We start from the raw sequence: 25,746 nt of genomic DNA on the forward strand, positions 1-25,746 counted from the left end.
GTGGCACCCCTCACCAGGGGCGCCACCCCCCTCGCCGCATACCCGGGGGTTTCCGGTGACCGGGGAGGCATGGACGGGCCAGGATGAGGTAGCCGGAAAGTAAAGACGTTCGAATGCTGGAGGGACGCGATGTTACGGAACACCCTGCGCAGGTCAGCGGCCACGGCCGTGGCCATAGCGGCGACGGCGGCGGCCGTCACCGTCGCCGGCGGCGCGGCGACCGCCTCGGCCGCCCCGGCCGCCGCGCGGACCCCGACCTGCGACGTATCGGGCCTGCGCGCCTCGCTGGATGACAAGGGGGGCCACCAGAACGGCATGTCCCACGTGGGAACCGTGCTGGTGCTGACCAACACCTCCGGCCGCGCCTGCGCACTGCGCGGCTACCCCGGCCTGCAGCTCGAGGACGCCCACCACAAGGCGGTCGATACGACCACCTCGTGGGGGAGTACCTATTTCATCCCCGATCCCGGCAAGAGCACCCTCCTTCTGCAGCCCGGCGGTTCCGCCGAGGCCGCTCTGGCGTGGGCCCACGCCGACGCCCCGCGGATGGTGCAGGCCGGCTACCTGCGCATCACGCCTCCGGCATCCCGCGACCACCTGACGATCCCCTTCGAGCAGATGGTGACCAACGGCCAGCTCTCCGTAACGGCGTTCGCCCGCAGCATCACCGTGGCCTGACGCTGCCGTCGGTCCTTACGGCTTACGGGACCTCGCGAAGGGCGTTCGTGGCGCAGTGCACTTCACCGCCGCCGAGGTGGGCCCAGGAGAAGTTCTCCACCCAGTGCACCCGTACGCCGCCTCCGGCCAGCGCGCGTTCGGTCTCGGCGCGGAAGAGGTCACGGCCTGCGACCCGCGGACCGTGCGGGCTGGGGGCGGCGAAGTCCCGGGCGGTCAGCGACAGTCCGTTGGCCAGGGCGGGGGAGAGCGCTATGTGGCGGCGCGGCAGGCCCTCGCCGGATTCGACCCTGTAGTAGAGGACCGGGAGCCGCACGATCTCCTGCGGCTTGAGGCCGGTTTCCCGCAGCAGGACCGCGAGTTGACCGTCGATGTGCCGGGCGGCGTCCTCGTTGTCGCCGGCGTGCCGCTCGTAGCGCAGGAGTTCGTCGACGGTCGGCTTGGCCTCCGCGACCGTGTCGGCGAAGAGGCGCTGACCGCCCTCGCCCGCTCGCCGCGCCTGTTCGAGCAGGGCCACAGCCTTGCGGGGGTCGGAGACGGCCAGCGTCCAGCCGCGTGCGTTGTTCGCCCGGACGACGTGGACGGTCTCGTCGACGTGGCCGACCAGCAGCCAGGAGGTGTCCAGCACCACCGAGGGCTGCTGCCCTTGGGCTTTCAGCATGCCGACGAACGCCGGGTCGGGACGGCGATCGGCGCTGCTGCCGTAGAGCACCCGGCCCTGCGGATGGCCGGCGTAGGGCGGCAGCGACTCGAAGTTGCCCGTGAAGTTCAGCAGTTCGTCGACGTTCTTCTCGCGCCCGGACGTGGGCGTGTACTGCTGGACCACGCCCACGTCGGGCCCGCGCAGGTCGCGGTAGAGGAGCCGCCCTGCGCGGCGGAGGCTCGCGGAGCGGCCGTCGGCGGACGTCCAGTAGTTGGGGGAGCGCAGCAGGATGCGCAGCGTCTGCCGGCCGCGGGGCGTCGTCCTGGTGACGTAACCCGGCTCGGCGATGTCCTGGCGCCAGATGTCCTTCCACCACTGCGCGGTGCCGGGCTGGAACCGCACGCTGCTCTCGGGCAGGCCGGACTCTTCGGCGGCTTTGCGCAGGGAGCCTGCGAACTCCTGCCACTGGCCGGGAGGCCGGGTGGCGGCGGGCACCTCGACGGGCTGCCCCTCGCCCGGCCCCGGAGCGGCGGCGAAGACGTGCTGCGCGCGCTGCAGGTCGTGCTGCAGGAGGACGGGTGCCACGTGCAGGTCCGCCCGAGCCGTCCTGGTGGTCCCGCGCTGCGTTACGGACAGCATCACCTCGATCCGGCCGTCCCACCGCTTGCGGTCCCGCACGACATCGCGGGCTTCGACGGCCAGCTGAACCCCGCGCCGGAGTTCCCCGGCGCTCAACCGGCCGTCGGTGCCCAGCGAGACGAACTTCCCGTCACGCACCACGAAGACGCGGGCATAGGGGCTTTGGGCGGCAGGCACAAAGACCCTGCCGTCCGCGCGGCCGCTCACGGCTATGGGCGCCACCTTCAGCGGGGTGAGGTCTTTGGCGTCGGCAGGGCCGTTGACCACCTCGTCCGCGGCGTCATTGCAGGCGGCGAGCCGCTCGTCGACGGCCACGTCCAGCCGGTCCAAGTCGCCGGGGCGCAGGGTGCAGCGCCGGGCGTCGTCGTCGAGGTTCGGCAGGACGGTGGTGCCCTCGGGCGTGCGCAGCTCGGGCGCCGGCAGGACCGAGGCCTGGGCGCCGGCGGGGGAGATCAGCGTGGCGACGACGGCCGCGCAGGCCAGCACGCCCGCCACGGGTGCCCGCCTGGTCAGTGCTCTCTTCATGCCTTCACTGTCGCGCCGCGGGGCATCATCCGGCATCGGCCACCGGGTGGAACTCCGGTTGCACCCTTGTGTCCAGCCCGGGGTGGAGCTTCTCCACTCAGGGGTGGAGATCGGCAGGCCGTGAACGCCGCAAACCCCTCGTCAGCCCGCGGGCGGCGCGTGACATCGAGCGCGACCTGTGCTTCTCGGTGCCGGATTTGCCGTATAGGGACTTGAGTGGCATTTTCGTTCTGTTTGTGGATCTATGCGGCGGGCAGCTTGGCAGCGGAACGTTGCGGCGACGGGCAAGGACCGGGGACGAGGGATGGGGGACGCGGCAGTGACGAGGCATCAGGTGCGGGTCGGCGCGGGTGTGGCGCTGGTGTGTGCGGCCGGGATGGTGTTCGCGGCCTGCGGCAAGGACAGTAAGGACGGTGCGGACGGGGCGAAGTCCCCCCGGAGTACGCCTCCCGCAGCTTCGGCTTCGGCTTCGGCCTCGGCCCCCGGGCCGGGGTCCGGAGACGCGAAGCCCGGCGGCGCCGGCGACGCCGGGCTTCCCGCCCTGCCGTCGGCGGGCGAAGCGAAGAAGCAGCTGAACGGCCTGACGGTGGCAAAGCCCCGCCCGATGACCGGCTACAGCCGCGACAAGTTCCCGCACTGGGCCCAGCAGGGGAACAAGTGCGACACGCGCGAGACGATCCTCGGGCGCGACGGCAAGGACGTAAAGCGCGACGCGGAGTGCCGGGCGGTCTCCGGCACCTGGCAGAGCCTCTACGACGGCAAGGCCTTCACCGCGGCCTCACAGGTCGACATCGACCACATCGTGCCGCTGGCCAACGCTTGGCGCTCGGGTGCCGACCAGTGGGACACCGACCGGCGCAAGGCCCTCGCCAATGACCTCACGCACCCGCAACTGCTCACCGTCTCGGCGGCGACGAACCGCAGCAAAGGCGACCAGAGCCCCGACCAGTGGCAGCCCCCTGCCAAGACCGCCTGGTGCGTGTACGGGCGGGCCTGGACCTCCGTGAAGTCCACCTACGGCCTGACCGTCACCGAGGACGAGAAGAAGATGCTCACGACGATGCTGGGCACCTGTACGTCCTGAACGCCGGGCACGCGCACCTGCCCTCGTGAGGGGGTGCCCGCTGCCCTCGCCGCGGGAGAGCGCGGCAGCCGCCGGGCGGGACGTCGGCACGTCCCGCCCGGCGGCCCCGCATCAGATGCCGAACGGCGCGGCGTAGCGGACGGTGCCGGCCGGCAGCGGGTGGGCGGCGTCGAGGGCGAGAGCCATCATGGCCTCGTCCGGGACGTCGATGGTCAGCCCGATGCCGTGGGCCGAGGCCCGCCCGAAGCCGAACCGCGGGTAGTACTCCGGGTGGCCGAGGACGGTGACGAAGCGCTCGCCCATGCCCTTCGCGGCTTCCAGGGCAGCGCGGATCGCCGCGGAGCCGGCACCGGTCCGCTGGTACTCGGGGAGCACCGAGACGGGGGCCAGGCACAGCGCCGGGACGTCACCGATGTGGCAGCGGGTGAGAAGCGCGTGAGCGACCACCTTGCCGTCGGCGCCGGCGGCGACGATCGACAGGCCCTCGATCCACGAGGAGTCGGTGCGCAGTGCGTCGACGAGGTCGGCTTCCAGCGGGGTGTCGAACGCGGCGAGGACGATGTCGCGGACGACAGGGAGGTCGGCACTGGTCTCGGCGCGAGTGATCCAGTCAATGCGAGTGGTCATGACGGTACGGAGATCCGTTCCATGGTGAGGTTCGTGTAGGTGTCGCCCCGCGAGCTCACGCTCCCGGCAGGGCACGACAGGATGCGGTCAGACCGTCGCCCGGGACGTGAGGATGATCCGGGCGCTGCGCACGGCAGTGGCCTTGAGTACGGTCATCGACTTCACCTCCCGGAATCTCCCGCAATCGGATACGAACACCTGAACTTTACCACCCGGCCGGCGTCGGCTCTCGGGATTCCTTCCTTCACCGTCCGTCGGCGAGGGAGCGGCCCAGGAGCGTCATTTCCTCGTCCGTCAGCCTCAGGGCGGCCGCTGCCACGTTGGCGGCGAGGTGGGCCGGATCGCCGGTGCCCGGGATGGCCAGTACATGCGGCCCTTGCTGCAGCGTCCACGCCAGCTTGACCTGTGCCGTCGACACGCCGTGCGCACCGGCGACCGCCGACACCCGCTCGTCCTCCATGCCGGCCGTCGCCCCGGCCTCGCGCCCGGCGCCGGCGATCGCGAAGAAGGGAACGAACGCGATGCCCTGCTCGCCGCAGGAGCGCAGCAGCGCGTTCTCCTCCTCGGGTGCGCCGACGGTGTACGCGTTCTGGACGCAGACCACCGGTGCGATGTCCTGGGCCTCCGCGAGCTGAGCGGCAGTGACGTTGGACAGCCCCAGGTGCCGGATGAGCCCTGCCGCACGCAATTCGGCGAGGACACCGAAGTGCTCGGCGACCGAGCCGGTCTTGCGGCTCCTCGGTACGCGGAGGTTCACCACGTCGAGGTGGTCGCGGCCGAGCTGGCGCAGGTTCTCCTCCACCTGGCCACGCAGCTGACCCGGCTCGGCCCACCACCACTCGCCGGACGGGTTCCGGCCCGGCCACACCTTGGTCGCGATGACCAGGTCCTGCGGGTACGGGGCGAGGGCCTTGCCGATGAGCTCGTTGGCGGAGCGCAGCGGCGAGAAGTAGAACGCCGCCGTGTCGATGTGGTTCACGCCGAGCTCCACCGTCCGGCGGAGGATCCCGACGGCCCGCTCGCGGTCGCCGGGACTCCCGTCCGCGTTCGCCGTCAGACGCATCGCCCCGTAGCCGAGGCGGTTGACCACGAGGTCGCCCAGCTTCCAGGTGCCCGCGGCCGCGGCGCCGTGCGTCTTCGGGAGCATGCTCGTTCCTCTCGATCAAGGGTCCGGAAGGACCGGAGATCGGAGTATGCGACGTCCGCATCCGCACCGAGAAGGCCCGGCCGAGGGGATGATCGTCACATCGTCACGTGTGCGGGAGCCCACGTGGTGCGAGAGCCCACGTGGTGCGAGAGGCCACACGCGGCGCGAGAGCCCGACGGACCGAGTCCCCCTACTCCGGCCCCTGTTCCCCCTCCGGCGTGATGCGGCCGGCCAGGCGCTCGTACCGCTGGCGGGCGGCCTGCGGGGTGCTGAGCCCCAGACCGAAGGCGATCTCCTGCCAGGTCATGCCGCGTCCCCGTGCCATCTGCAGGAGACCGGCTTCCAGTTCGTCCATCTCGCCCCGGGCCGTCGGAACGAGGCTCAGGGCGGCGGTGATGTCGGTGCGGTCCACCTCCGGCTCGCCTTCGACGGGCTGAGCGGCACCGCTGAGCAGGAACGACACGAGCCGGACGGCCTCGTGAGGGCCGAGGACGGAGGGGTGGATCTGGCGGCGGCGCTGCTCATCGGTGGCCGCGTGCCGCTCGGCGATGCGGAACAGGGACGCGTAGACGCGCTGCGCCCGCGCTTGGTCCGCGTGCGGGGGCGCGAACGGGTCGGCGGACTGCTGCGCGGGCTGCTCGGTGGACTGCTCGGGGATCGACGACATGTGATCATGATGGCGATGCGCGTAAGACGTTGTCAACTAGACGTTGTGAACAAGTTGTTCAATTCCGCATGGAACCTCCGGCCCGGAGCCGGTACACCACGTTCTTGCGCAGCGGGCCCTCGGGCACGCTCAGGTCGTCGAAGTCGTCGGCGGGGTCGTACGTCATGCCGATGCGGCGCATCACCGCCCGCGACCGGACGTTGGTGGCCGTCGTCACCGCGAGGATCTCCGTCAGGCCGAGGCTGCCGAAGCCGAAGTCCACCACGGCGAGTGCGGCCTCGGTGGCGTAACCGTGCCCCCATGCCGTACGGGCCAGACGCCAGCCGGCCTCCACTCCGGTGAACGGCATGTCCTCCTCCACCGGGTCCAGTCCGGCGAACCCGATGAATTCACCGGTCGCCACGACTTCCACGGCCCACCATCCCCAGCCGCGCCTGTCGAGGTCGCCCTGGAACGAGGCGGCAGACGCCTCACTCTGCTCCCGGGTGAGCACCTCCGGGAAGTACCGGCGCACTTCGGGATCGGCGTTCATGGCCGCCCAGGGGGCGAGATCGGACTCCCGCCACGCGCGGAGCACAAGCCGGTCGGTTCGCAGTTCGGTCACCGCGTCAACCTAATGCGGCCCTGCCTGCTGAGCGATCGGATAAATGAATCGCACAATTCGCCTGGGGCGGGGCCGCAGAGGCTGGTGCACAATCACGGCAGCTGATACGAGCACGTGAGCGCCCCGAGTCCCCGTACGGGGGCGCTGGATCCGAAGAACCCCCAGCTCGGGCCCGCCGTCAACACCCTGCCGGGGCCGTCGCAGAAGCCCGTCGGCCCGCTGCTGAGCGGCTACCACGTCTACACGGTGGCGAAGTCCTTCACCGTCTGGCAGGGCAGCATCGCCCCCTGGTTCGAGCAGGCCGACGGCGGACAGCAGATCCAGCTCGACGCGGCACTCGTCCCCGGCGCCCCCAAGCCCAAGCTCAACGTGAAGTGGCTGGTCGACAACGGTTATCTCAAGCGGACGTGACGGAGCCCGCCGAGCCCGCCGAGCGGCGTAGGGCACTCGCGGCCCTGCGCGCGGCCGGAGTCCCGGCCGCCTCTACCGCATCGAAAGGCGGCCTGCGGGCAGTTGCTGCTCCAGCTCATCCCGGACGGCTGATTCGGGGAAGCCCCTGTTGCGTGCGGTGCGCCGGGAGTAGCCTGCGGGCGCCCGTCCACCGTCAGGGGGTGTCCCGTGGGCGCTGCCGGCAGTGTCGACCCCGTTGCCGAGCACGACCGGACCCGCGCCGCCTTGCGCGCCGTCATCCCGCGCCTGGCCGGTCTGCTGCGCGCCGCCCCCGACGTGGACGCCCTCTCCGGCGTGCCGCCGTGGACGGTGGGCGATGCCGGCGCGCACCTCTGCGCCGTCTACCTGGCGTACTGCTCAGCCTTCACAGGGGAGTTCGCAGACTGGGACAGCGTCCTGCCGCCGGACGACGGTCCGTTCACCGAGCGGATCACTGCGGTCAACGCCCGGTCGATCGGGCTCCTGGACGCCGAGGAGCGCCGGCATCTCGGTGACCTCGTCACCGAGCGGGGAGAGAGGTTCCTTCACGTCACCCGGGACCTCGCCCCCGGCACACCCGTACGAACCCCCTGGTACGGACAGCAGGTCGTCCTGACGCTGGCGGCGGCGACCGGGCTGATGCTCAGCGAAAGCCTCCTCCACGGACTCGACGTCGCGCGCGGCGCCCGTCTCCCGTGGACGGTCGGAGCGGACGAAGCGCGCTTGGTGATCGGCCAGTCGATGCCGGCGGTGATGCCGCTCGCCCTGAACGAGACGAAGGCACGAGGGGTCGACATCGCGTTCGAGGTCGTCATCAAGGGCGGCCCGCGCCTGGCGGTGGTCGTCGACGACGGGACGGCGACGGTGACCCGCGACGCGGCGCCCCGGACCTATGACTGCAGGATCACCGCGGAACCGGCGGCGTTCTTGCTGATCAGTTTCCGGCGCACCCCGCTCTGGAGGGCCATCGCCCGCGGCCGGATACGGGCCGGCGGCCGCAGGCCGTGGCTCGCCGTGCGCCTCAACGAACTGATCGCCGGCCCCTGAAGGCCGTTCCTTGCTCTCTTCGGCGCGGGTGGCGCTGCCGGGGGCGGCGCGCTCCTCACCGAACGGGGCTGTCCGCGTCGCGCACCCCATGACAGCGTCCGTGCGAAGATCCTTCCGAAGGCGCGCTGGTTCCGGACCGCGGAAGGTGACGATGTACGCAATACCCCTGGGCGATGGCGACGGCGGCCACGGCGGCCGTGACGGCAGCGCGGAGCTGCGCCCGCTCGAGCCGTGGCAGGCCGGGGAGTTCCTGGCCCACATGGACCGCGGGCGGGAATTCATCGGGCAGCACAACGGACTGCCCGACGTCGTCACGGACCTGGACTCGAGCCGGGCGTTCCTCCGGACGTACGCGGACAGGGCCGCGGCCGACACCGGGCGCCTCTACGGCATCCGGTGGGGCGGCACGCTGGTCGGCGGGTTCCTGCTGCGGAGGCTGGACGTCGAGCAGGGCGTCGCCGAGGCGGGCTGCTGGCTGGAGCCGGCCGCGGTGGGCAAGGGGCTGGTGACCCGGGCGGCGCGCGCGGTGATCGACTGGGCCGTGGAGGAGCGCGGCATCCACCGCGTGGAGTGGTGGGTGTCGACGGAGAACACCGCCAGCATCGCCGTGGCCCGGCGGCTCGGGATGACGAAGGACGGCGTGCTGCGGGAGAGCTTCCTGTACCGGGGGAAGCGTCACGACGAGGAGATCTGGTCGGTGCTCGCGCCGGAGTGGCGGGCGGCCCGGCAGGCGTCCTGAGACCCTGACACGAGTGCCCTGACACGAGTGCCCTGACACGAGTGCCGTGACACGAGTGCCCTGATACGAATGCCCTGACACGAGGCCCTGAAGCACTGCAGGGGAGCGAGCACAAGCCGTAGCCGCCGGTGGTGCCGTACCCCCGTCTCGGTCTCGTCCTCAGCCGCTGTCGGCGCCTCCTCCCTCCGCCGCGTCCCCGGTGCTCCGGGCGAGGGCCAGCAGGACCAGGTCATCCGTGATGCGGCCACCGGTGTGACGGCGCACGTCGGCGAGGACGGCGTCGAGCAGTGCGTCCGGCGAAGGAAGGTCACGCCCGGTCAACCGGGCCACCGGGTCGTAGAAGGTGTCGGAACGGTCGCGCGCCTCGCTGAGGCCGTCGGTGTACAGGAGCAGCGTGGTGCCCGGCGGGAACGGCACGGCATCGGTCCGCTCCTCGACGGCCCCCAGCTCCGTAAGGCCGAGGGGCAGGGCGGGCTCGGACGGTTCCATGCTCCGGACCGCGCCGCCGCGCAGCAGCAACGGCGGCGGATGACCGCGGTTGACCAGCCGCAGTTCGTCTCCCGAGGGCGGGATCTCGGCCAGGACGCACGTGACGAAGCCCTCGGTGCGCTCGGGTCCCGGGCGCCGCTTCGCTTCCCTCAGCAGCGCCCGGTCCAGCCTGGCCGCGATCCGTACGAGCGTCGGTTCGTCGTCGGCGGCCTCCCGGAAAACCCCGAGCGCCACGTCCACCGCCTTGACGGCTTCCATGCCCTTGCCCCGCACGTCGCCGACCAGGCAGCGCACGCCGTACGGAGTGTCCTGCACGCCGTAGAGGTCACCGCCGATCTGCGCGTCCTTCACGGCGGACTCGTAGCGCACGGCGATCCGCACGGGCCCGAGCGCGGCCGGTGGCCGCGGCAGTACGGCGTCCTGTACGGCGAGGGCGATCCTGCGCGCGGACTGCAGCCGCACGTCGCTGTAGTACATGAGGCGGTTGACGACGACGGCGATGGCCGAGATCGTCGCGACCGCCGCCAGTTCGCTGCGGCCCCCGGGACCTCCCATGAGGCCGAAGTGGGTGAGCAGTGCGAAGTCGGCGGCGCAGGCGGCGATGCCCGCCAGGATCGTCGCGCGCAGCGACAGCAGTGCGGCGGCCGCCATCGGCGCCGCGGTGTAGAAGGCTTCGGCGCTGAAGCGCGGTGGGGTGTTGTAGTCGAGGACCGTGCCACCGACGAGCAGGGCGACCGGCAGCAGCTGGAGGCGGCGCGGGGACCGGCTCCGCTCCGCGGCGCGCCCTGCGTTCGGTGCCCTCACGTGCTTGCTCCCGCTCGTTGGTGCCGTCGGACCGTACGACACGATCAAGCATCCTCGGGCGCGATTGCGGGTGCCAGTCATGGTGCGGCCGTGCGGCCGTACGGGTACGCACACCGGCACGGGCTCCGCCACCGCCACCGCCACCGTTACCGGCACCGGCCCCGGCGTGAGCCGGAGCCCGGGCAGCGGTCCGCGGCGGCTCAGGGAGCGGGTGTGAACACGAGGGAGGCGTTGTGCCCGCCGAAGCCGAAGGAGTTCGTGAGCGCGGCCGTCAGGCTGCCGTGCCGGGGCTGTCCTGCGACGACGTCGAGCTTCACCTGGGGGTCGAGGTTCTCGAGGTTCTGCGTCGCGGGGATGACGCCGTCGCGCACGGCGAGGATCGTGGCGAGGGCGCCGATCGCGCCGGCGGCGCCGAAGAGGTGGCCGGTCATCGACTTGGTCGCGGTGACGGCCGGGTGCGTGCCGATGGCCTCGCTGATCGACTGCGCCTCGACGAGGTCGCCCTGGGGCGTGGAGGTGGCGTGGGCGTGGACGTGCTCGACGGCCAGGGGGTCCAGGCCGGCGGAGGCCAGGGCCAGGCGCATCGCGCGGACCTGGCCGTCGGGGTGCGCGGCCGTGATGTGGTGGGCGTCCGAGGTGACGCCGGCGCCGGCGAGCGTCGCGTGTGCCCGGGCCCCTCGCGAGGCCGCGGATCCGGCGCGCTCCAGGACGACCACGACCGCGCCCTCGCCGATGACGAATCCGTCACGGTCGGTGTCGAAGGGGCGGGACGCCCGCAGGGGCGCGTCGTTGCGCGTCGAGTGCGCCTTGGCCTGGGCGAATCCGGCCAGCGGCAGCGGGTGGATGCAGGCTTCCGTACCGCCCGCCACGACGACGTCCGCGCGGCCGAGCCGGATCAGGTCCAGGCCCATGGCGATGGCCTCGGCCCCGGACGCGCAGGCGCTGACGGGGGTGTGAGTGCCGCCGCGGGCCCCGATGTCGATGCTGACCCATGCGGCGGGGCCGTTCGCCATCAGCATCGGGACGGTGTGGGGCGACACGCGCCGCACCCCCGAGGCTTCGAGGACGTCGTCCTGGCCGAGCATGGTCAGGGCGCCGCCCGTGGCCGTGCCGATGACGACGGCCAGCCGGTGCGGATCGACGCCGGGCCGGCCCGCGTCGGCCCACGCCTCGCGGGCGGCGACGAGCGCTATCTGCTCGCAGCGGTCCATGCGGCGGGCCTGCACGCGGTCCAGGACCTCGGTGGGCTCGGTCTTCAGCCTGCCGGCGATCTTCACGGGCAGCCCGGCCGCCCACTCCTCCTCGATCGCACTGATCCCCGACTCCCCGGCCAGCATCCCCGACCAGGTCGAGGCCACGTCCCCGCCGAGGGGTGTCGTGGCTCCCAGGCCCGTGACGACCACATCATCGGTGTAAGCGCTCACTGAGCGAACCCCCTTTGTAGTAGAGATACAACTCCCCGCAGGGCTGGTCGCGGGGAGAGCTCGGCTCAATGGCCACTCTGCCAAGGGGGTGACGGGCAATTAGATGCCGCAGCCAACTGATTTCGGCGTCCGGGATTTGTAGGAAATGATCATTCACAACGCTCTGGTGCGCCGCCTCGTGCTGCTCGGGCGCGGGCAGCGGTCAGCGCAGCGGCACTCCCTTCAGGGGGAGTGAACCGGTCGGCAGTGCGCCGCCCGGCTGCCCGCCCCGGGCGGCCGACTTCGCCGTATCGCCCACCAGGACCCCCGCCGCCCCCGCGAGCCCGCCGACAGTCCGCTCGGTCGAGGCCGTCATGTGCTTCACGGTCCCACCGGCAGTCTTGCCCGCCGCAGGAACCGCCCGCTTCACCGCCTTGCTCCCGACGTCCCCGGCGACGGCCGTTGCCTTCCGCGCCACACTGTCCACCGTCTCGCCCAGGCTGCCGGGATCGGTCGCGGTGAGCCCGCCGAGGTCCGCGGAGGCCGCCGGGCCGGCGGCCTGGGCGGCTGCGGCCGATCCGAACGACAGGGCGGCTGCGGCCATGGCGACTGTGGTGAGGACTCGGCGCATCGATTCTCCTGCAGAGAGACGAGTGGGCATGTCGTGACTTGTAACGACCGGTACGCCCCCCGGGACACGCGGTGGCCCGCACGGAGGCCTCCCGTGACCCGTGCTCACCCGGTGACCCGAAAGGCTCACTGTTCGCATGGGGGCCACTGCGCCGGGGTACCCGAGGGAGATGCGGTTCTTCCGACTGCCCGGGGTCTACGTGCCTCAAGAGGACACTGCGCTGCTCCTGGAAGCCTTCGTCCGGGAGCGGGTGGCCTGCGGCGCGGCCGTGCTCGACGTGGGGACCGGCTGCGGCGTGCTGGCGGTGGCCGCGGCGCGGCGCCGCGCCCGGGCCGTCGCCGTCGACACCTCACGGCGCGCCGTGCTCGCGACCCGCTTGAACGCACTGAGGGCAGGCGTGCGGGTGCGGGCCCTCCGGGGTGACCTCTTGACTCCCGTGTCCGGCGGGCACTTCGACCTCATCCTGGCCAACCCTCCGTACGTGCCGGCGCCGGACGGCCGCAGGCCGCTGCGCGGCGCGGTGCGGAACTGGGCCGGGGGCGCGGACGGCCGTGCCCTCCTGGACCGGCTGTGCCGGGGCGTGCCCGAGATGCTTCGGCCCGGCGGCGTGGTGCTGGTGGTGCACTCATCCGTGTGCGGCCCCGAACGCACGGTGAAGGCGCTGGAGAAGGGCGGGCTCACCGCCGAGGTGACCGCCCGGCGCACCGTGGCGTACGGGCCCGTCATGCGCCGGCAGGCCCCTTGGATGAGGAGGCAAGGGCTGATCGGGGGCGAGGCCGCCGGGGACGAACTGGTGGTGGTCCGCGGTGAACGCCTCACCTGAGCAGCCGGCCGCGGCCGGCCCCGGCCCCGGGCGCAGCCGTGAACCGAAGGCGGCGACGGGGCACGACGAGGCGCGGAGGGTGTGGCAGGAACCCGGCGGGCCGATGCTGATCGAGGGCCCGGTGGAATTCGTCATGGAGGACGGCCGCGTCGTGCGTTCGGACCGTCCGGTCGTCGCCGTGTGCACCTGCCGCCGCAGCCTCCTCTACCCCTTCTGCGACACCAGCCATCGCCGCCGCCCACGGCCGGACGCATCGTCCCGGAAGCCGTGACGGGCCCGACAGGAAGCCGGGCCCGTCACGGCTGCCTGCCGGCCCCGGCACGGCTCGGGGTCAGGGCAGCAGCCGTCAGAGGGGCCGGCGCACTGCGGAACCACCTGCGTTCCACGCCCCGAGAACGTGATCGCCGAGACGGTCCTCGAGCCACACGGTGGCGTCGATCCCGAAGACGATGTCGCCCGCGAGCCCGGGATCGTCCGCTTGCAGGCCGCCGATGACCTCGTGCCGCACCAACTGCTCGTGGACGGCGTCCGCCTCGACGTGCTCGGCGTAGAAGTGACGGGCCGCGGGCCCCGCACCGAGCCGGTCGATCGCCTGCACCAGGCGCCGGGAGGAGGGGGACGAGGTGATCTCCACCGTCGCGAAGTGCCCGGCGAGGGCGCCCCGCAGAGACCGGTGCAGCCCCAGCAGCGACATCAGGTTCACCACGGCCAGCGTGGGGGCCGAGGCCGCGTCGACATAGCGGCCGTACGCCGGGTCGAGGCCGAGCTCGCTCATCGCGTCGGCGAAGAGGCCCGAATGGATGCGGTCGGCCCGCCCCGCGCCGAACTCGTCGTACTCGACGGCCACCAGCCCCGCCTTGGCCCGCCCGGTCAGCCGGGGGATGGCCCAGGCGTGCGGGTCCGCTTCCTTGAGCTGGTACAGGGAGCGCAGGGCCACGTACTCCCGCAGGTGCCGCATATCGCCGTCGTCCCGCAGGAAGTGCGAGACTCCCTTGCCGTCGGCGGGCTCCACCAGCAGGTCACGCAAGGCGGAAGCGACGTCCGGGTGGACCGGGACATCGCTGCGCAGGGCCGTGAGGAACGTCCGCTCCAGCGCTGCGCGCAGCCGGAGGAGCTCCGGGTCCCATTCCCAGGCGTCGTCGACGCCGTCGAAGCCTCTGTAGTGCAGCTCGTAGCAGAGGTACAGTCCGAGGTGGAGATCGTCTCCGTACGGGTCGGCGCAGCGCAGCGCGCCGAGGGGAGCAAGGCGGGCGAGCCCTCCGGGCTCCCTGCCCAGCGCACCGATCACCGCTTCGGACACTTCTCCACGTGCGCCGGGCAGGCTCGCCACCCCGCTCCCTTCCGCCGGCGGCCGTCGGCGTCGTCGGCTGCCCGTCAGCAGGCGCGGCCGCGACCGCGCCGCCTGCTCTTGCACAGGCGGCCGTCGAAGGCCGGCCGCTGCACGGATGACCGGCGGCGCCCGTCAGTTGTGCCGGCTGCTACCAGTAGTGTTTGCGCCCGCCGACTGCGTGCCCCACTGCGCCGAGGACCCACAGGATCAGGCCGATGACCAGCAGGATGATGCCGATGGTCCACAGGATCGAGAGTCCGGTCAGGAACCCGATGATGAGGAGAATGACTCCGAGGACGATCATGGTGTCCTCCGATTGACGGATATCCCCCGCTTTCTACTATCTTCCCCGGTCGGCCTGAGCGCCAGTTGCGGGGACGCGGGCTCCCGAACCGTGTACCCGCACGGACCCCGTATGCACCCGGGTCGTGCGGCTGCCTAGACCGCGTACCCGCCGTCGGCGGTGATGGTGGCGCCGGTGATGTACGAGGCATCGGGGCCCGCCAGGTAGGAGACGAGGCCTGCGATCTCCTCCGGCGTGCCGAAGCGGCGCAGGGCGGTCCCCTCGGTCATGATCTCGCGCACGTGGGTGTCGGTGGACGTCAGGTCGGTGCTGATGGGGCCGGGCTGGATGTTGTTGACCGTGATGCCGCGGCTGCCCAGGTCGCGGGCGAGGGCGCGGGTGAGGCCGGCGACGGCGGCCTTGCTCGTGACGTAGGCGGACAGCGCACCGAAAGGGGTCCGGTCGGCGAACACGCTGCCGATGTTGATGATCCGCCCGTGATCGGGCATGTGGGGGAGTACGGCCTGGGAGGCTGCGAACGGGCCGCGCACGTTGACCGCCATCGTCCGGTCGAAGTGCTCCAGGGGCATGTCCTCGAACGGCCCGCCCGCGCCGATGCCCGCGTTGTTGACCAGGATGTCGATCCTGCCGTACTCCCGGGCCGTCGCGTCGGCGGCGGCGCGGACCTGGTCCGCGTCGGCGCTGTCCGCGCGGAGCGCCAGTGCGTGGCCGCCCGCCGCGGTGATGGTGTCGACCACCTGGTCGGCGGCGGCCCCGGAGGAGTTGTAGGTGATCGCGACGCGGATGCCGTCCGCTGCCAGGCGGGTGGCGATCGCGGCACCGATCCCGCGGGAACCGCCGGTGATCAGGGCGGACTTGTGCTCGGGAAGCGCGGGTGCGGAGGGCTGTGCGGGACGTGCTGACATGACGGTGTTTCCTTTCGGGCTGCGGCCCCGTCCAGGGCTCGGTCCGGGGCGGTCGGTGAGCGGCTCGGCCGGATGTCAGCCGTTGACGCCCGCGTCGGGCTCGATGGCGGCCTCGATGGCGGCGGCTGCGGCCACGAACCGTGCGCACTGTTCTTCGCTCAGTCCGGCGGTGGCACGCGCTTCCAGCTCGGCCCACACCTCCGCGACACGCGATTCGAGCGCACGGCCTTCCGGGGTCAGTGACACCAGGGTCACGCGCCGGTCCGTGCCACTGCGCTCACGGGTGACCAGCCCGGCGGCGGCGAGCCGGCGCACCGACTTCGCGACCGTGGAGTGATCGAGCCCCAGCGTCCGGCCGAGGGCCTGCTGGGACTGGCCGTCGCGCTCCCACAGCTGCAGCAGCATGATCTCCTGCCCGGGGTAGAGCCCGAGGTCGCGCAGGAGCGCGGCGGCCAGAGCCCGGTGCGTCCGGGCGACGCCGAAGACCGCGAAACTGACCGGGAAGCGCTCGCGGGCGGTGGCCAGGGGCTCGTCGCCGCTGGGCGGGGCGCTCGTCATGCCGGTGTCTCCTCCATCGAGGTGCCGAAATTATGTTGCCGACCACGTTAACGAGCAAATACGTGGTCGGCAACGTAATTCGGCGATGGGTCCGGTCCGGGAGGGCACTCCTACAGGCCGAACGTCAGGAGGATGACGACTGCCGGCGGGAACAGCGCAGACCACGCGAGGCACTTGCGCAGCGTGGCGAAGCGCACGCGCCGCGGCAGGAGCCAGGACGCCAGAAGGAGGACGGGCGTACCGATCATGGTGCCGAACAGGCAGTACTGGACCATGGCGAGGGTGTTGTCGAGCCCCCGGGAGCAGTGGTCGGGCCCGCAGCTGTCGGCGGCCATCGGGGCGAGCGAACCGAACAGGACGGCCACGGGAACCAGCAGGACGGCGAGCACCGCGGCCCAGAAAGGAGCCGCCGAGGCGTTCTCGTCACGGTCGGCGGGCGCCTGCGGCCGGGCCTGCCGCCCCCGCTCGGCGGCATCCGCAGCATTCGCCGCGGCCCATGCCCGCCGCAGCTCGGCGTCTTCTCGCGTTCCCTGGTCGTTCATGGGACCAGTGAATCCCGCGCGCCGGGCGGCGCGCCTCGGGCCGGGTACTCAGGACGCGCAGGTATGCGTACTCAGACGTGCCGGATGCCGTGCAACGTGGCGAACAGGCCCCGGGCCCGGCTGCCGTCCGGGAGGTGCCAGGGGCCGCTGACGAAACCTGCCGCCTCCTCGGCCGGGGCGCCCGGGGCGCCCGGGGCTTCGGAGCCGGGCTGCAGAACACGGTGCAGGCGCAGCGTCGCGCGGCCCGGGGCGGTCAGTTCGGTGGCTGCTGCGCCGTCGGTGGCGGCGGTGAAGCCCGCGGGGGCCGGGACGCCTCCGGCGCAGGAGCGGGTGATCTGCGGGGCGGGGGTGTCGCTGACGTGCTGGTCCTGGGCCCGGGCCCGGCCCTCGATCAGGGCGAGCAACTGCGCGACCAGCACCGGGTCGTGACAGCCGTCGTAGACCCAGCGCTGCCCCAGCACGCCGTGCTCCAGGGTGCCGACGAGGGCGTCGTCCGCCCCCTCCAGCGGGGCACCGCGGTAGGTGAGGGGCGTCAGGTAGCTGACCGGGCGGGTGCCGGAGGTGTCGGTGACGACGATGAACTCGATCCCGACCTCTCCTCGCGGGTCGTCGAGCCGGAAGCCGCCGGATGCGGCCAACCGCGGCTCGGCCGCGCCGCCCTGGTACCACGGGCGGGAGGGGAGCCAGGCCGTGAGCAGCTCCGCCTTGGTCGGCTTGAGGGTGGTGCTGTGGATGACGGCCATGCCGTGGTGCCCCTTCCGTCGAGCCGCACCCGCTGATCTCCCATCAGCGCCGTGCGTCTGTTTGATTTTATGGACAGGTGGGGCCGGAAACCCGAGAATCACCTGCATGACGTCTCCTGATTTCCGTACGCGCGTGACACGGCCCTCCGAGGCCGACCGGGAGCGGGCCCTGGCGGTCCTGCGCGACGGCACCGGCGACGGCAGGCTGTCCCACGACACGTTCATGCGCCGCATGGACCTCGTCCTGACCGCCCGCACCAGTGCCGAGATCGAGCTGGCCATGGCCGATCTCCCCGCGCGCGGCCGGTTCTCGGACTTCTTCCTGCGTACGGTGAGCCGTCTGTCCGCCTTCGGGGCGCGCGTGCGCGGAGCGTGGCGGGGCGCGCGGCTCCCGGGGCTGCGGCTCCCGGAGCCCGGCACGAAGCCGCTGACCATCGGCCGGGCCCCGGTCTCCGATCTGCGCCTGGAGGACGACACGGTCTCCCGCCGCCACGCGGAGCTGCGCTGGCTCGACCACGGCTGGCGTCTGACGGACCTCGGCTCCCGCAACGGCACCTACGTCAACGGCCTGCGCATCGCCGGGGCCGTCCGGGTCGGCCCCGGCGACCACGTCGCGTTCGGCGACCTCGGCTTCCGGCTGTCGGTCTGACGGCCCGGCCGCGGGGCGGGCGTCGGGCCGGCCGCGCTACTTCCCGGGGCCGCCCGTGGTCACCACGAAGTCGAAGGTCGCCTGCTTCGCCGGACCGGCCTGGCGGACGTTCATGAGCAGGGCCGCGTCGAAGAGCGGATCGGTGTTGTTGCGGGGCTCTCCGGGGAAGTAGAGCTGCGTGGTGAGCACGGGGCCGCCCGGGGCCTGCACCTTGACGTGGAGATGGCGGGTACGGCCCGGGTAGAGGCCCGGCACGATGGTCGTCAGCGTGAAGGCGCCCCCGGCGTCGGTGTACTGGTGCCCCCTCAGCCGGAAGCCGGTGTTGTCGTACGCGCCCGAGTTGTCCGCCTGCCAGAAGTCCATCAGGGCGTGCGCGACCGGGCGGCAGGTCCGCCCGAAGACGTAGCCCGCGACCGTGAGCCGGGTGCCCCGCATGCCGGGCTCCAGCAGCGAGGCGCGCTCGGGAGAGTAGGGCTTGAAGTAGGGGCCTTCGATCTGCGGCGGCGTCGGGTCGTCCCCGTCGTCGCAGAAGGGCGTCGGCGCGAGGGGCGCGTCCGAGGGCCGGTGGTCCCGGGCGAGGGCCACGCCGCCGCCGAGCAGTGCGGGCAGGGGCACCGCCACGAGTGCCGCCTTGAGCAGGGTCTTGCGGCTGACGGCCCGTCGGCCGGTCGCCCCGGCGTCCCCTGTACCGGCGAACCCTGCACTGCCGGTGTCCGCTGCACTGCCGGTGTCCGTCGTACTGCCGGTGTCCGCTGTGCCGCCGGTGCCCGCGGTGCGGGCGTGATCGTCCGTCATGGTCCGCCTCCTGGGGTGAGTGGCTCTCCGACGAACCTAGGCAGGCGGGCTCTGCGGATCGATGGACTCCGCTGGGCAAACATGGTGATTCCCTAGGCCCACGAGGCTCCTCCGCTTCCCCGGCCACCCGGCCCCTCCGTCGCCGCCCTGCGGCGGAAGTCCCCGGGGCTGAGCCCGGTCTCGCGCCGGAAGAAACGGCAGAAGTACGCGGGGTCGGTGAAGCCCACGCGCCGGGCGACCTGGCCGACGCCGAGGGACGAGCCGGCCAGCAGCCGCTTCGCTTCCAGCGTCCGGGCCGCGCGGATCAGCTCGCCGGGCGTACGGCCGGTGGCCTGTTTGACCGTCTCGTTGAGATAGCCGACGGAGACGCCGAGGCGCGCCGCGTACGCCCCGACCGACGCCTCACCGCCCGCGGTTTCGGCGAGCAGCAGGCCGAATTCCCGCGAGACGGCCGCGGCCCGGCCCGCTGCGGCACCGGGTCTTCGCGCGCCGGGCAGGCGCAGGGCGCGTACGAGCAGGATGTGCAGGTACGCCTCCAGGACGGAGGCGTAGCCGTCCGCCTTCGTGGTGAACTCGGCCGTCATGGCCCGGATGAGCGCACCGATGCCCGCGGCGTCGCCCTCCCCACCGGAGGGCGCGGAGGGCGCGGAAGGCACGGAAAGCGCGGAGGGCGCGGCGGGCAGCCGGAGCCAGTGCCGCTCCGCGAGCGCGCGCAGCAGCTGCCGGTCACCGGGGCGCGCCAGCAGGAAGTCCTCGGTGAACAGCATCAGGACGCCGCGCAGGTCCGTCACCTGCTCCCAGTAGTGCACCTGGCCGGGGAGGATGACGCACAGATGCGGAGGCCGCAGGGGTCCGCGGACGAGATCCAGGACATGGGCGCCCGAACCGCCGGTCACGTAGACGATCTCGTAGAAGGTGTGCCGGTGCGGGTAGCCCGCGCGGGAGTCGGGGCCGAGGGCGTCGAAGGAGCCCATGGAGAACGGCGGCACTTGAGGGGGCGCGACCTCCAGGCGGTGCAGGGGAAGAGGGTCTGTGCTCTGCACCCGGTCGTGCGCCCGTGTGGTCATGTCGCTCCGCCTCCGTCCTGCACGGCCCGGGCCGGCGCTGCGGCCGTGACCCACCGTCAGCTGACCCCGGAGCGAGCGGCCGGGTCAAGGGCCCGGGAGCAGGCCGGGCCGAGGGATGACCGGTGTGATCGGCGATGCCTTTGTGCGGGGGCGCCGGCGGTAGGGCTCCCGCTTCCGGGTGAACGGGCCGGGACTACGGTGTTGCCCTCCGGTGCCCGAGGAAGGCGTCGTGGGAAACGGACCGGGGCGCCGCGCCGGGCGCGGGCGGCCCGGCCGTACCGCCGCGCCGAACGTCATGCCGAGGAGAACGCCGTGGAAATGCCGCAGGTGAGCGTGTGCCAGGTGGACGAGTGCGCGTACAACCAGGACAGCGCCTGCCACGCACTGGCCATTACGGTGGGCGACTCGACGCACGCCCACTGCGACACCTTCTTCGTGTTCCCGTCCAAGGGCGGCGACGCCGCCGCCGTCGGCCGGGTGGGTGCCTGCAAGATGTCCGGTTGCCTGCACAACGTCGGCCTCGAATGCCAGGCTCCCGGCATCACCGTGGCGTCCATGGGCCCCTCGCCGGACTGCCTGACGTACACCGCGAGATAGCTCCGGGAAGGGTGGGACAGCAGAGGCCGGACCGGGCGCGGTTTCCTCCCGGGCGGTGTCCGGTTCCACCCTTGGAGGTTCTGTGAAGGGCGTGGAGAATCCCCACCGTTACGCCATCGCATCTCAAGTCACATCAGTGAGGAGAAGCCATGCGCTCGGTGAAGACGACCCTCGCCCTCGGCGTCGCGGCGCTGGCCGCGGCGGGGAGCATCGTGACCCCGGCTGCAGCCGCGACGCCCTCCGCGGACGCCAACGGCAAGGCCATGACCTGGACCCTGCTCGCGGACGGTAACAAATGCGTTACAGGATACAAGTTACAGTCCGGAGTCTGCCCAGGTCAGGGTGCCCGCAGCTAGCTTGAGACGTCCTTCACCAGACGCAACACGTCGTCGAGAGCGCCGCGGAGGCGCTCCACCAGGAGAATCAGGTCAGGGACATCCAACTCCCCCAAGTCCGTCTCCCGGGCCTCATCCAGGTCCCGGGTTGCGAACATGATGCGCGTGACCTGCTCAGGGGACAGACGGCTCCCCGGCTCGTCGTCGCTCATCCTTCGCCCTCCTTCAGTCGTGTAGCTGACGTTGGGGGGCGGCAACCAGACACTGCACAGATGCATACGCCTTCCGCATATTCGACGCCACCCCCGGATAGGGGCGATGCCCTCACTAGCCGCCCACGCGCGCGACGAGCTTCGAGAGGCGCGCCACGTCGCACAGCGCGCCCGGCCCGTCCGGCGGGCTCAGGAGCCAGTGGACGCCGGGCGGATCTCCTCGGTGAGGCGCTGGCACGGCGATGCTGTGCGCCGGGCCGAAGTACGAACAGGCATCGTGGCCCCAGAGTTGTCCAGAGCCTGGGCGCACGAGCGCGTAGTGGTAGCGGTGGGCGGGGTCGGCGATGACGGCGCTGGTGACCCTCGCCTCCCTGTAGCGCTCCTCCACTGCGTCCCGGTCTGCAGCAGACGGCCCCGTCAGCAGTTCCTGGGGAATCTGGATCGCGTCGAAGAGAACTCCGGTCATGCAGAAGGCCGCGGAGTCACGGATCCAGGCCTGCCGACCGTGTGGAATCAGCGCCCCGGAGAGCCATTCGGTAGCTGCTGCACCGGCATCAGCCGTGGTCCACTCACGTGCGTGCATCGCTGCCTCCGAGGCTGGTGAGGAGGGCGGTGGCATTCCTTGCGAGCTCGTGCACGTACTGCTCCGCCTCCTCGGCGGAGGCAGCGATTTCGATGTTCGTCTCCAGCAGTCGGCGGGCGGTCTGCGCGTGGGCCTGAGCCCTAGCCCATCGCCCTCCGCCCGTCCCTCGCTTCATGCGCAGGACCTCGGCCTGGACGAGGAGGCTGAGGCGGTTGATATGCATGCGCAGGCGTGTCGCGAGGTCGAGCAGCGAGTCGTCGGGGTCGTGGGTTTCGACGATCTGGAGCCCTTGCTCGATGTCCGATTCGATCAGTGTTCGATCGAAGTTGCTGAGGGTGTCCTGCGGGGTGGAGATCATCGTGTCTCCGGTGGTTGGTGACAGGTGCAGGTGCACGGCAAGGTCTCGGTCTGAGCGGGTCTGGAGGCGGCGCCGATGCATCTGAGCGTGGTGGAGCCGGGGCACAAGGGGGCGTGCTGTCCCGTCCTGCACTCCTTGGTGGCGTGGGGCGGCGATGGTCGGATCACCGGCACAAGGCCGCCTGGGCGTCGCGGAGCGCTGCCTGTAGGGCTTCTGCGGACGTGAGCCATCGGCCGGCGCCGGGGCAGATGCGCCAGCACGTCCCGGGCCCGCTCGTGACGCCGCTGGCGGGGACAGGGCTCTTGAACTCTTCCCCGGCCATGACGGAGGTGTCGGGGACATCCCAATCGGGGGCTGTCCTGGCCGGGATGAACCAGTGGAGGAAGCCCTCGGCGTCGATTACGGCCCCGCTCCGGGCGCCGAGGATGTTGAGGGTGGGCAACCCAACGGTGTGGGGGACGCGGACAACATCCACGTTCGCGATCGGTACGGGCAGGTCCGGGGGCTCAGACATAGCTCCTTTGTCCACCTTCTAGGCAGGGGCTGATGGGGCTAAGAGTCCCGTGCCGCAATCGGAGATTCGAGGACTTTGAGGGGTCGTCAAGAGGACGCGACCCGGACGCTCGTGCGTCCGCGCGGGTGACGATGGGACCTGCAGAGGACAGGGCTGCCATCCTGAAGGAACCCTGATCCTGGAGGTACTTGTGTCGAGACCCGCGGGAAACGTCCGGCTGAAGGCGGCGCGCGTTGCGGCGGGCTTCCGTTCGCAGCAAGCCCTGTGTGACGCTATCGAGTCCGCGGCGGCTGAGATGGGTTTGCACGGCCTGGCAGTGAGCACGCGCCAAGTACGGCGTTGGGAGTCCGCATCTCCTCCCTGGCCGCAGCCGGAGGCCGGGCGGGTCCTTGTGTCACTCCTCGGGCAGCGCCTTGAGGAGCTCGGTTTTGAGCCGCCCTGGGGCAGCGGTAGTCCTTCGCGCGGAGCTCAGCGTCAGAGCCTCCTCGCTGGAGGAACTCCCGTCTTCGGCCTAGCGGAGGTCCCCGCCGAAGGCTCTGCCGCGCGACAACCCGTCACTGCCGGCGCCGATTACAGGGCGGTCACGCAGGCCCACCGCCGCCTGTACTGGAGCGTGGCTCCAGCCACCTTGCACCCCGCGGTCCTCGCCCACGCCCGCCTGGGCTGCGCGCTGCTGCCCGAGACGGACGGGGGCAGCCGCAAGACCTTAGCCTCTGCCCTCGCCGAGTCCTTCCTGCTCGCCGGACGCATCGAGTTCTTCGACCTGCGCCAGCCGGAACGGGCACGGGAGACTCTCCTCCGCGCTCTCCAAGCAGCCGGCGAGGCCAACGATCCGCTCATGGGCAGCGCCGTACTGGGGCACGCTGCCTTCATCCCGGGGTGGGAACGCCGACGAGACGACGCCGTGGAACGCATGACGGCCGCCCGCGCCTACGCCCGGCGCAGCCCGGCCTCGGCGGAATTCCTCGCCTGGCTCGATGCCGTGGAGGCCGAATGCGAGACGCTGTGCGGCAACCCCCGCACAGCCCTGCACCTCATCGGGCACGCGGAGGACACCCTCCGCGCCGGCTCGCCCCACCAAACGCCGGCCTGGATGGACTGGTTCAGTGAGACCCGCCTGGCCGCGTTCAAGGGCAACACCCAGCTGAAGGCCGGCCACCTGCCCCAGGCCCGGGAGACCCTGAAACTGGTGCTGGCCGACCTGCCCCCCGAGTCAGCCAAGCAGCGAACCGTGGTCCTCGGAGACCTGGCCGCCGTAGAGGCAGCAGCCGGACGCCCGGAGGACGCGTGCCGCTACGCCCTCCAGGCCCTCGATCAGCTCGGCGGCACCTGGTACGCCACCGGGATGGATCGCATCCGCGAGGCACGGCGCACCCTGTCGCCGTGGCAGCACGAGCGGTGCGTCCGCGAGCTGGATGATCGCTTGTACGGGTGGGAGACGACCGTCAGCGCTCTCCAGCGTTGAACTTCGCGATCATCTCCGGCAGCTCGGACAGCGACTTGATGCGGAACGTCGGGAGCTCCCGGGCCTCTTCGCTGTTCCACTGGATCGTGGCCCACGGCCCGCGGTGCACGAGGGCGGTAGCCATGCCAGCCGCGGTGGCAGGACGCAGGTCGTTGTCGACACGGTCGCCGACGTAGAGGATTTCCGCGTTGTCGAAGGGCACGGCCTCGGCGACGCGGTGGAAGAACGCCGGGTCGGGCTTCGAAGCGCCCCAGTCATCTGAAGTCCCGATGAGGTCGACATCCTCCGTGAAGAGCTCGCGCAGGATGCCACCTGCGCGAACAGTCTGGTTCCCGGCGATGCCGAGCCACAGCCCGTCGGCCCGGAGCTGAGCAAAGGCCGGACGGACGTCGGGGTACAGGTCCCCTTCATCGAAGTGCTCGGGCTTGCCAGCAGCGGCACGGGCCTCACGCTGCTCGTAGAGGTCGAAGCCGGGGCGGAACTCCTGGAACGTCTCGCGATAGTCCCGGCCTTGGGCGATCACGGCGCCGAACATCGCGGCGAAGGTGTGCCGCGGCACCCCCAGCCAGTCGGCCCAGGTGCCGTACTCTCGGGTCTCGTCGACCAGACATTCCCCGACGTCGAACACGACAGCTTTGATCATGCTGGCATCGTAGGGCTCCCTGCCCGCCCTGGGGAACCACTCACTTGGCGTATCCCGAGGTGCTACAGGACCCCGTTCCCGGTGAGGTGGTGCCATGGCCAGCCCGCGCGTCGTCGTCTACCCGCCGGACTCCTCCGGCGGCCGGCGAGTGCGGGCCGACGGCGAGATCCTCGGAATGGCCTACAGGCCAGCCGACGTGATCGAATTCCTCCGCCGCGCAGGCTGGGACGAACACCTCTTCGCGATCGACGACGCACGAATGATCGACTGGCGAGGCGGCGGACCGGACGACTGGGAACCTCGGTGACTGGGGACGAGCCCATCGACGCCTGGGAAGCCCCGCCTTGGAACCCAGAGACGGGCCCGCGGCCGCGCATGCACACCTGGCCGCCTGCCGAGCTCCCCTGCCTGTACATCCGCGTCGACTGACGCTGGTGGCACTGCTGGGTCCTCGCCCGCAACGACTACGCCGACGGCCGTACGGTGTACCAGGACGACATCAAGCTGCCCGGCCAACGGACCGGTGAACGAGCTCTACTGGTGGGACCTACGGGCCATGCGTGTGCCGACCGAGAATGCGTGAGTGGTTGTGATCTGGACGGGCCACGCCCGGGGTGCACTCACCTGCACACCCCGGGCGGGGTGTCGGTTGGCTAGCTGACGAGACGCCAGTGGCTCACGGACACGGAGCCCTCGTCGGCGCCGATGTGGGCGTACATAGCCAGGTGGTCAGGCTTGAGGAAGGTGTCCTTCTTCTCGTCGAAGAACTCGGTGTCGTACCAGGCGACGTTGAAGAGAACCTTGCCGCCGCCGGCACTGGAGCGCTCGACCCAGGTTCGGCGCCAGTCGTAGCGGCTGGTGGGCTGCTGGGCGAGGCGTTCGTCGGAAGCGCGGAGCGCTTCGACGCATCGTTCCAGGGCCTCGTTGGTGGTGAGGGTGATCTCGCAGCGGGATTCCGCCACGATGGACTTGTCGCCCCGTCGGCCGGGGGTCTCTTCGCCGAGAAGCACCAGTTCCCTGGTCACGGGCTGGTCGGGAAGGATCGTGCTCGACATGCAGGTTCCCCTCTGCTCGATGACTGCCGATCGCACGTGCGCTACAGACGTAATAGAACGTGCGTTCGCACTGGGTGTATCAATCTAAGTTCACTACGCAACCGCGTCAATGAGT

Annotated in this window: 32 protein-coding genes and 1 pseudogene; 11 read left to right on the forward strand and 22 right to left on the reverse strand. The window is 71.5% G+C overall.

From position 1 onward, the window contains the following. Positions 1-129: 129 nt before the first annotated feature. Complete coding sequence (locus ACSNOG_RS04930; protein WP_436751274.1) at positions 130-678, forward strand: DUF4232 domain-containing protein; 549 nt, start codon at positions 130-132, stop codon at positions 676-678. A gap of 22 nt (positions 679-700) precedes the next feature. Here the strand turns inward: ACSNOG_RS04930 and ACSNOG_RS04935 are convergent, their stop codons facing one another. Next, positions 701-2,482, reverse strand: a complete 1,782-nt coding sequence (locus tag ACSNOG_RS04935) for a protein-arginine deiminase family protein (RefSeq protein WP_436751275.1) — start codon at positions 2,480-2,482, stop codon at positions 701-703. A 319-nt stretch (positions 2,483-2,801) separates the two neighbouring features. Here ACSNOG_RS04935 and ACSNOG_RS04940 point away from each other — a divergent pair, with 319 nt between their 5' ends. Next, positions 2,802-3,566, forward strand: a complete 765-nt coding sequence (locus tag ACSNOG_RS04940) for an HNH endonuclease family protein (RefSeq protein WP_436751276.1) — start codon at positions 2,802-2,804, stop codon at positions 3,564-3,566. A 111-nt stretch (positions 3,567-3,677) separates the two neighbouring features. On the opposite strand, the gene ACSNOG_RS04945 is transcribed toward ACSNOG_RS04940, so the two are convergent. The 4 genes from ACSNOG_RS04945 to ACSNOG_RS04960 form a co-directional block, all read right to left on the reverse strand. Continuing rightward, positions 3,678-4,193: a GNAT family N-acetyltransferase gene (locus tag ACSNOG_RS04945; RefSeq protein ID WP_436751277.1), complete on the reverse strand. Its 516-nt coding sequence runs from the start codon at positions 4,191-4,193 to the stop codon at positions 3,678-3,680. A 244-nt stretch (positions 4,194-4,437) separates the two neighbouring features. Next, complete coding sequence (locus tag ACSNOG_RS04950; RefSeq protein WP_436751278.1) at positions 4,438-5,340, reverse strand: aldo/keto reductase; 903 nt, start codon at positions 5,338-5,340, stop codon at positions 4,438-4,440. Positions 5,341-5,530: 190 nt separating this feature from the next. Next, positions 5,531-6,007: a DNA-binding protein gene (locus ACSNOG_RS04955; protein WP_436751279.1), complete on the reverse strand. Its 477-nt coding sequence runs from the start codon at positions 6,005-6,007 to the stop codon at positions 5,531-5,533. A gap of 58 nt (positions 6,008-6,065) precedes the next feature. After that, entirely contained in the window at positions 6,066-6,611 is a 546-nt protein-coding gene (locus ACSNOG_RS04960) for a GNAT family N-acetyltransferase (protein ID WP_436751280.1), read from the reverse strand. A 186-nt stretch (positions 6,612-6,797) separates the two neighbouring features. On the opposite strand from ACSNOG_RS04960, the gene ACSNOG_RS04965 reads away from it, so the two are divergent. The 3 genes from ACSNOG_RS04965 (at position 6,798) to ACSNOG_RS04975 (ending at position 8,826) form a co-directional block, all read left to right on the forward strand. Further along, positions 6,798-7,022, forward strand: a complete 225-nt coding sequence (locus ACSNOG_RS04965; RefSeq protein ID WP_436751343.1) for a TNT domain-containing protein — start codon at positions 6,798-6,800, stop codon at positions 7,020-7,022. A gap of 207 nt (positions 7,023-7,229) precedes the next feature. Continuing rightward, positions 7,230-8,087: a maleylpyruvate isomerase N-terminal domain-containing protein gene (locus tag ACSNOG_RS04970; protein WP_436751281.1), complete on the forward strand. Its 858-nt coding sequence runs from the start codon at positions 7,230-7,232 to the stop codon at positions 8,085-8,087. Positions 8,088-8,238: 151 nt separating this feature from the next. Next, positions 8,239-8,826: a GNAT family N-acetyltransferase gene (locus tag ACSNOG_RS04975; protein WP_436751282.1), complete on the forward strand. Its 588-nt coding sequence runs from the start codon at positions 8,239-8,241 to the stop codon at positions 8,824-8,826. A gap of 159 nt (positions 8,827-8,985) precedes the next feature. Here ACSNOG_RS04975 and ACSNOG_RS04980 read toward each other — a convergent pair whose 3' ends face one another. The 3 genes from ACSNOG_RS04980 to ACSNOG_RS04990 all read right to left on the reverse strand — a co-directional run bounded on the left by ACSNOG_RS04980 (position 8,986) and on the right by ACSNOG_RS04990 (position 12,153). Next, complete coding sequence (locus ACSNOG_RS04980) at positions 8,986-10,119, reverse strand: PP2C family protein-serine/threonine phosphatase (RefSeq protein WP_436751283.1); 1,134 nt, start codon at positions 10,117-10,119, stop codon at positions 8,986-8,988. A gap of 200 nt (positions 10,120-10,319) precedes the next feature. Further along, positions 10,320-11,543 (reverse strand): beta-ketoacyl-[acyl-carrier-protein] synthase family protein, encoded by a 1,224-nt coding sequence (locus ACSNOG_RS04985; protein WP_436751284.1) that lies wholly within the window; start codon positions 11,541-11,543, stop codon positions 10,320-10,322. Between the two features lie 202 nt (positions 11,544-11,745). Continuing rightward, the gene (locus ACSNOG_RS04990; RefSeq protein ID WP_436751285.1) at positions 11,746-12,153 is read right to left on the reverse strand and encodes an ATP-binding protein; all 408 of its coding nucleotides are present in this window, start codon (positions 12,151-12,153) and stop codon (positions 11,746-11,748) included. Between the two features lie 169 nt (positions 12,154-12,322). Here ACSNOG_RS04990 and ACSNOG_RS04995 point away from each other — a divergent pair, with 169 nt between their 5' ends. Both ACSNOG_RS04995 and ACSNOG_RS05000 read left to right on the forward strand, forming a co-directional pair. Further along, positions 12,323-12,976 carry a HemK2/MTQ2 family protein methyltransferase gene (locus ACSNOG_RS04995; protein WP_436751286.1) on the forward strand — a complete coding sequence of 218 codons (654 nt, stop codon included), beginning with the start codon at positions 12,323-12,325 and terminating at the stop codon, positions 12,974-12,976. Continuing rightward, on the forward strand, positions 12,960-13,247 hold the full coding sequence (locus ACSNOG_RS05000) for a CDGSH iron-sulfur domain-containing protein (protein ID WP_436751287.1): 288 nt from the start codon (positions 12,960-12,962) through the stop codon (positions 13,245-13,247). Before ACSNOG_RS04995 ends, ACSNOG_RS05000 begins: the two co-directional genes overlap by 17 nt. Positions 13,248-13,322: 75 nt before the next feature. Here ACSNOG_RS05000 and ACSNOG_RS05005 read toward each other — a convergent pair whose 3' ends face one another. The 6 genes from ACSNOG_RS05005 to ACSNOG_RS05030 form a co-directional block, all read right to left on the reverse strand. Further along, the gene (locus tag ACSNOG_RS05005) at positions 13,323-14,276 is read right to left on the reverse strand and encodes an iron-containing redox enzyme family protein (RefSeq protein ID WP_436751288.1); all 954 of its coding nucleotides are present in this window, start codon (positions 14,274-14,276) and stop codon (positions 13,323-13,325) included. A 178-nt stretch (positions 14,277-14,454) separates the two neighbouring features. Then, positions 14,455-14,610 carry a DUF6131 family protein gene (locus ACSNOG_RS05010; RefSeq protein ID WP_436751289.1) on the reverse strand — a complete coding sequence of 52 codons (156 nt, stop codon included), beginning with the start codon at positions 14,608-14,610 and terminating at the stop codon, positions 14,455-14,457. A gap of 134 nt (positions 14,611-14,744) precedes the next feature. Continuing rightward, the gene (locus ACSNOG_RS05015) at positions 14,745-15,515 is read right to left on the reverse strand and encodes a 3-oxoacyl-ACP reductase family protein (RefSeq protein ID WP_436751290.1); all 771 of its coding nucleotides are present in this window, start codon (positions 15,513-15,515) and stop codon (positions 14,745-14,747) included. A 75-nt stretch (positions 15,516-15,590) separates the two neighbouring features. Further along, entirely contained in the window at positions 15,591-16,073 is a 483-nt protein-coding gene (locus ACSNOG_RS05020) for a MarR family winged helix-turn-helix transcriptional regulator (RefSeq protein ID WP_436751291.1), read from the reverse strand. A gap of 110 nt (positions 16,074-16,183) precedes the next feature. After that, positions 16,184-16,615 carry a hypothetical protein gene (locus tag ACSNOG_RS05025; protein ID WP_436751292.1) on the reverse strand — a complete coding sequence of 144 codons (432 nt, stop codon included), beginning with the start codon at positions 16,613-16,615 and terminating at the stop codon, positions 16,184-16,186. A 71-nt stretch (positions 16,616-16,686) separates the two neighbouring features. Then, entirely contained in the window at positions 16,687-17,358 is a 672-nt protein-coding gene (locus ACSNOG_RS05030) for a maltokinase N-terminal cap-like domain-containing protein (RefSeq protein ID WP_436751293.1), read from the reverse strand. Between the two features lie 106 nt (positions 17,359-17,464). Here ACSNOG_RS05030 and ACSNOG_RS05035 point away from each other — a divergent pair, with 106 nt between their 5' ends. Beyond that, entirely contained in the window at positions 17,465-18,007 is a 543-nt protein-coding gene (locus ACSNOG_RS05035) for an FHA domain-containing protein (RefSeq protein WP_436751294.1), read from the forward strand. Here ACSNOG_RS05035 and ACSNOG_RS05040 read toward each other — a convergent pair. Next, positions 17,914-18,802: pseudogene (locus ACSNOG_RS05040) on the reverse strand (dioxygenase). The gene ACSNOG_RS05035 and the pseudogene ACSNOG_RS05040 overlap by 94 nt on opposite strands. Before the next feature lie 92 nt (positions 18,803-18,894). Then, positions 18,895-19,869: an AraC family transcriptional regulator gene (locus tag ACSNOG_RS05045; protein ID WP_436751295.1), complete on the reverse strand. Its 975-nt coding sequence runs from the start codon at positions 19,867-19,869 to the stop codon at positions 18,895-18,897. Between the two features lie 318 nt (positions 19,870-20,187). On the opposite strand from ACSNOG_RS05045, the gene ACSNOG_RS05050 reads away from it, so the two are divergent. Then, the gene (locus tag ACSNOG_RS05050; protein WP_436751344.1) at positions 20,188-20,466 is read left to right on the forward strand and encodes a DUF1540 domain-containing protein; all 279 of its coding nucleotides are present in this window, start codon (positions 20,188-20,190) and stop codon (positions 20,464-20,466) included. Positions 20,467-20,599: 133 nt separating this feature from the next. Here the strand turns inward: ACSNOG_RS05050 and ACSNOG_RS05055 are convergent, their stop codons facing one another. The 4 genes from ACSNOG_RS05055 to ACSNOG_RS05070 form a co-directional block, all read right to left on the reverse strand. Beyond that, positions 20,600-20,731, reverse strand: a complete 132-nt coding sequence (locus tag ACSNOG_RS05055) for a hypothetical protein (protein WP_436751296.1) — start codon at positions 20,729-20,731, stop codon at positions 20,600-20,602. 87 nt (positions 20,732-20,818) lie between these two features. Beyond that, positions 20,819-21,013 (reverse strand): hypothetical protein, encoded by a 195-nt coding sequence (locus ACSNOG_RS05060; RefSeq protein ID WP_436751297.1) that lies wholly within the window; start codon positions 21,011-21,013, stop codon positions 20,819-20,821. A gap of 115 nt (positions 21,014-21,128) precedes the next feature. Next, positions 21,129-21,479, reverse strand: coding sequence for a hypothetical protein (locus ACSNOG_RS05065; protein ID WP_436751298.1), 351 nt, complete (start codon positions 21,477-21,479; stop codon positions 21,129-21,131). Positions 21,480-21,582: 103 nt separating this feature from the next. Next, the gene (locus ACSNOG_RS05070) at positions 21,583-21,954 is read right to left on the reverse strand and encodes a DUF6415 family natural product biosynthesis protein (RefSeq protein ID WP_436751299.1); all 372 of its coding nucleotides are present in this window, start codon (positions 21,952-21,954) and stop codon (positions 21,583-21,585) included. Between the two features lie 704 nt (positions 21,955-22,658). Between ACSNOG_RS05070 and ACSNOG_RS05075 the strand changes: the two genes are divergently transcribed. Beyond that, positions 22,659-23,933: a transcriptional regulator gene (locus tag ACSNOG_RS05075; RefSeq protein WP_436751300.1), complete on the forward strand. Its 1,275-nt coding sequence runs from the start codon at positions 22,659-22,661 to the stop codon at positions 23,931-23,933. On the opposite strand, the gene ACSNOG_RS05080 is transcribed toward ACSNOG_RS05075, so the two are convergent. Then, positions 23,914-24,576, reverse strand: coding sequence for an HAD family hydrolase (locus ACSNOG_RS05080; RefSeq protein ID WP_436751301.1), 663 nt, complete (start codon positions 24,574-24,576; stop codon positions 23,914-23,916). The two genes, ACSNOG_RS05075 and ACSNOG_RS05080, sit on opposite strands and share 20 nt — an antisense overlap. A gap of 94 nt (positions 24,577-24,670) precedes the next feature. Between ACSNOG_RS05080 and ACSNOG_RS05085 the strand changes: the two genes are divergently transcribed. Further along, positions 24,671-24,883: a hypothetical protein gene (locus ACSNOG_RS05085; RefSeq protein ID WP_436751302.1), complete on the forward strand. Its 213-nt coding sequence runs from the start codon at positions 24,671-24,673 to the stop codon at positions 24,881-24,883. A gap of 346 nt (positions 24,884-25,229) precedes the next feature. On the opposite strand, the gene ACSNOG_RS05090 is transcribed toward ACSNOG_RS05085, so the two are convergent. After that, positions 25,230-25,631, reverse strand: coding sequence for a hypothetical protein (locus ACSNOG_RS05090; protein ID WP_436751303.1), 402 nt, complete (start codon positions 25,629-25,631; stop codon positions 25,230-25,232). Positions 25,632-25,746: the final 115 nt, after the last annotated feature.

It is taken from the genome of Streptomyces sp. URMC 124, from assembly GCF_051386455.1.
Taxonomy (GTDB): Bacteria; Actinomycetota; Actinomycetes; order Streptomycetales; family Streptomycetaceae; genus Streptomyces.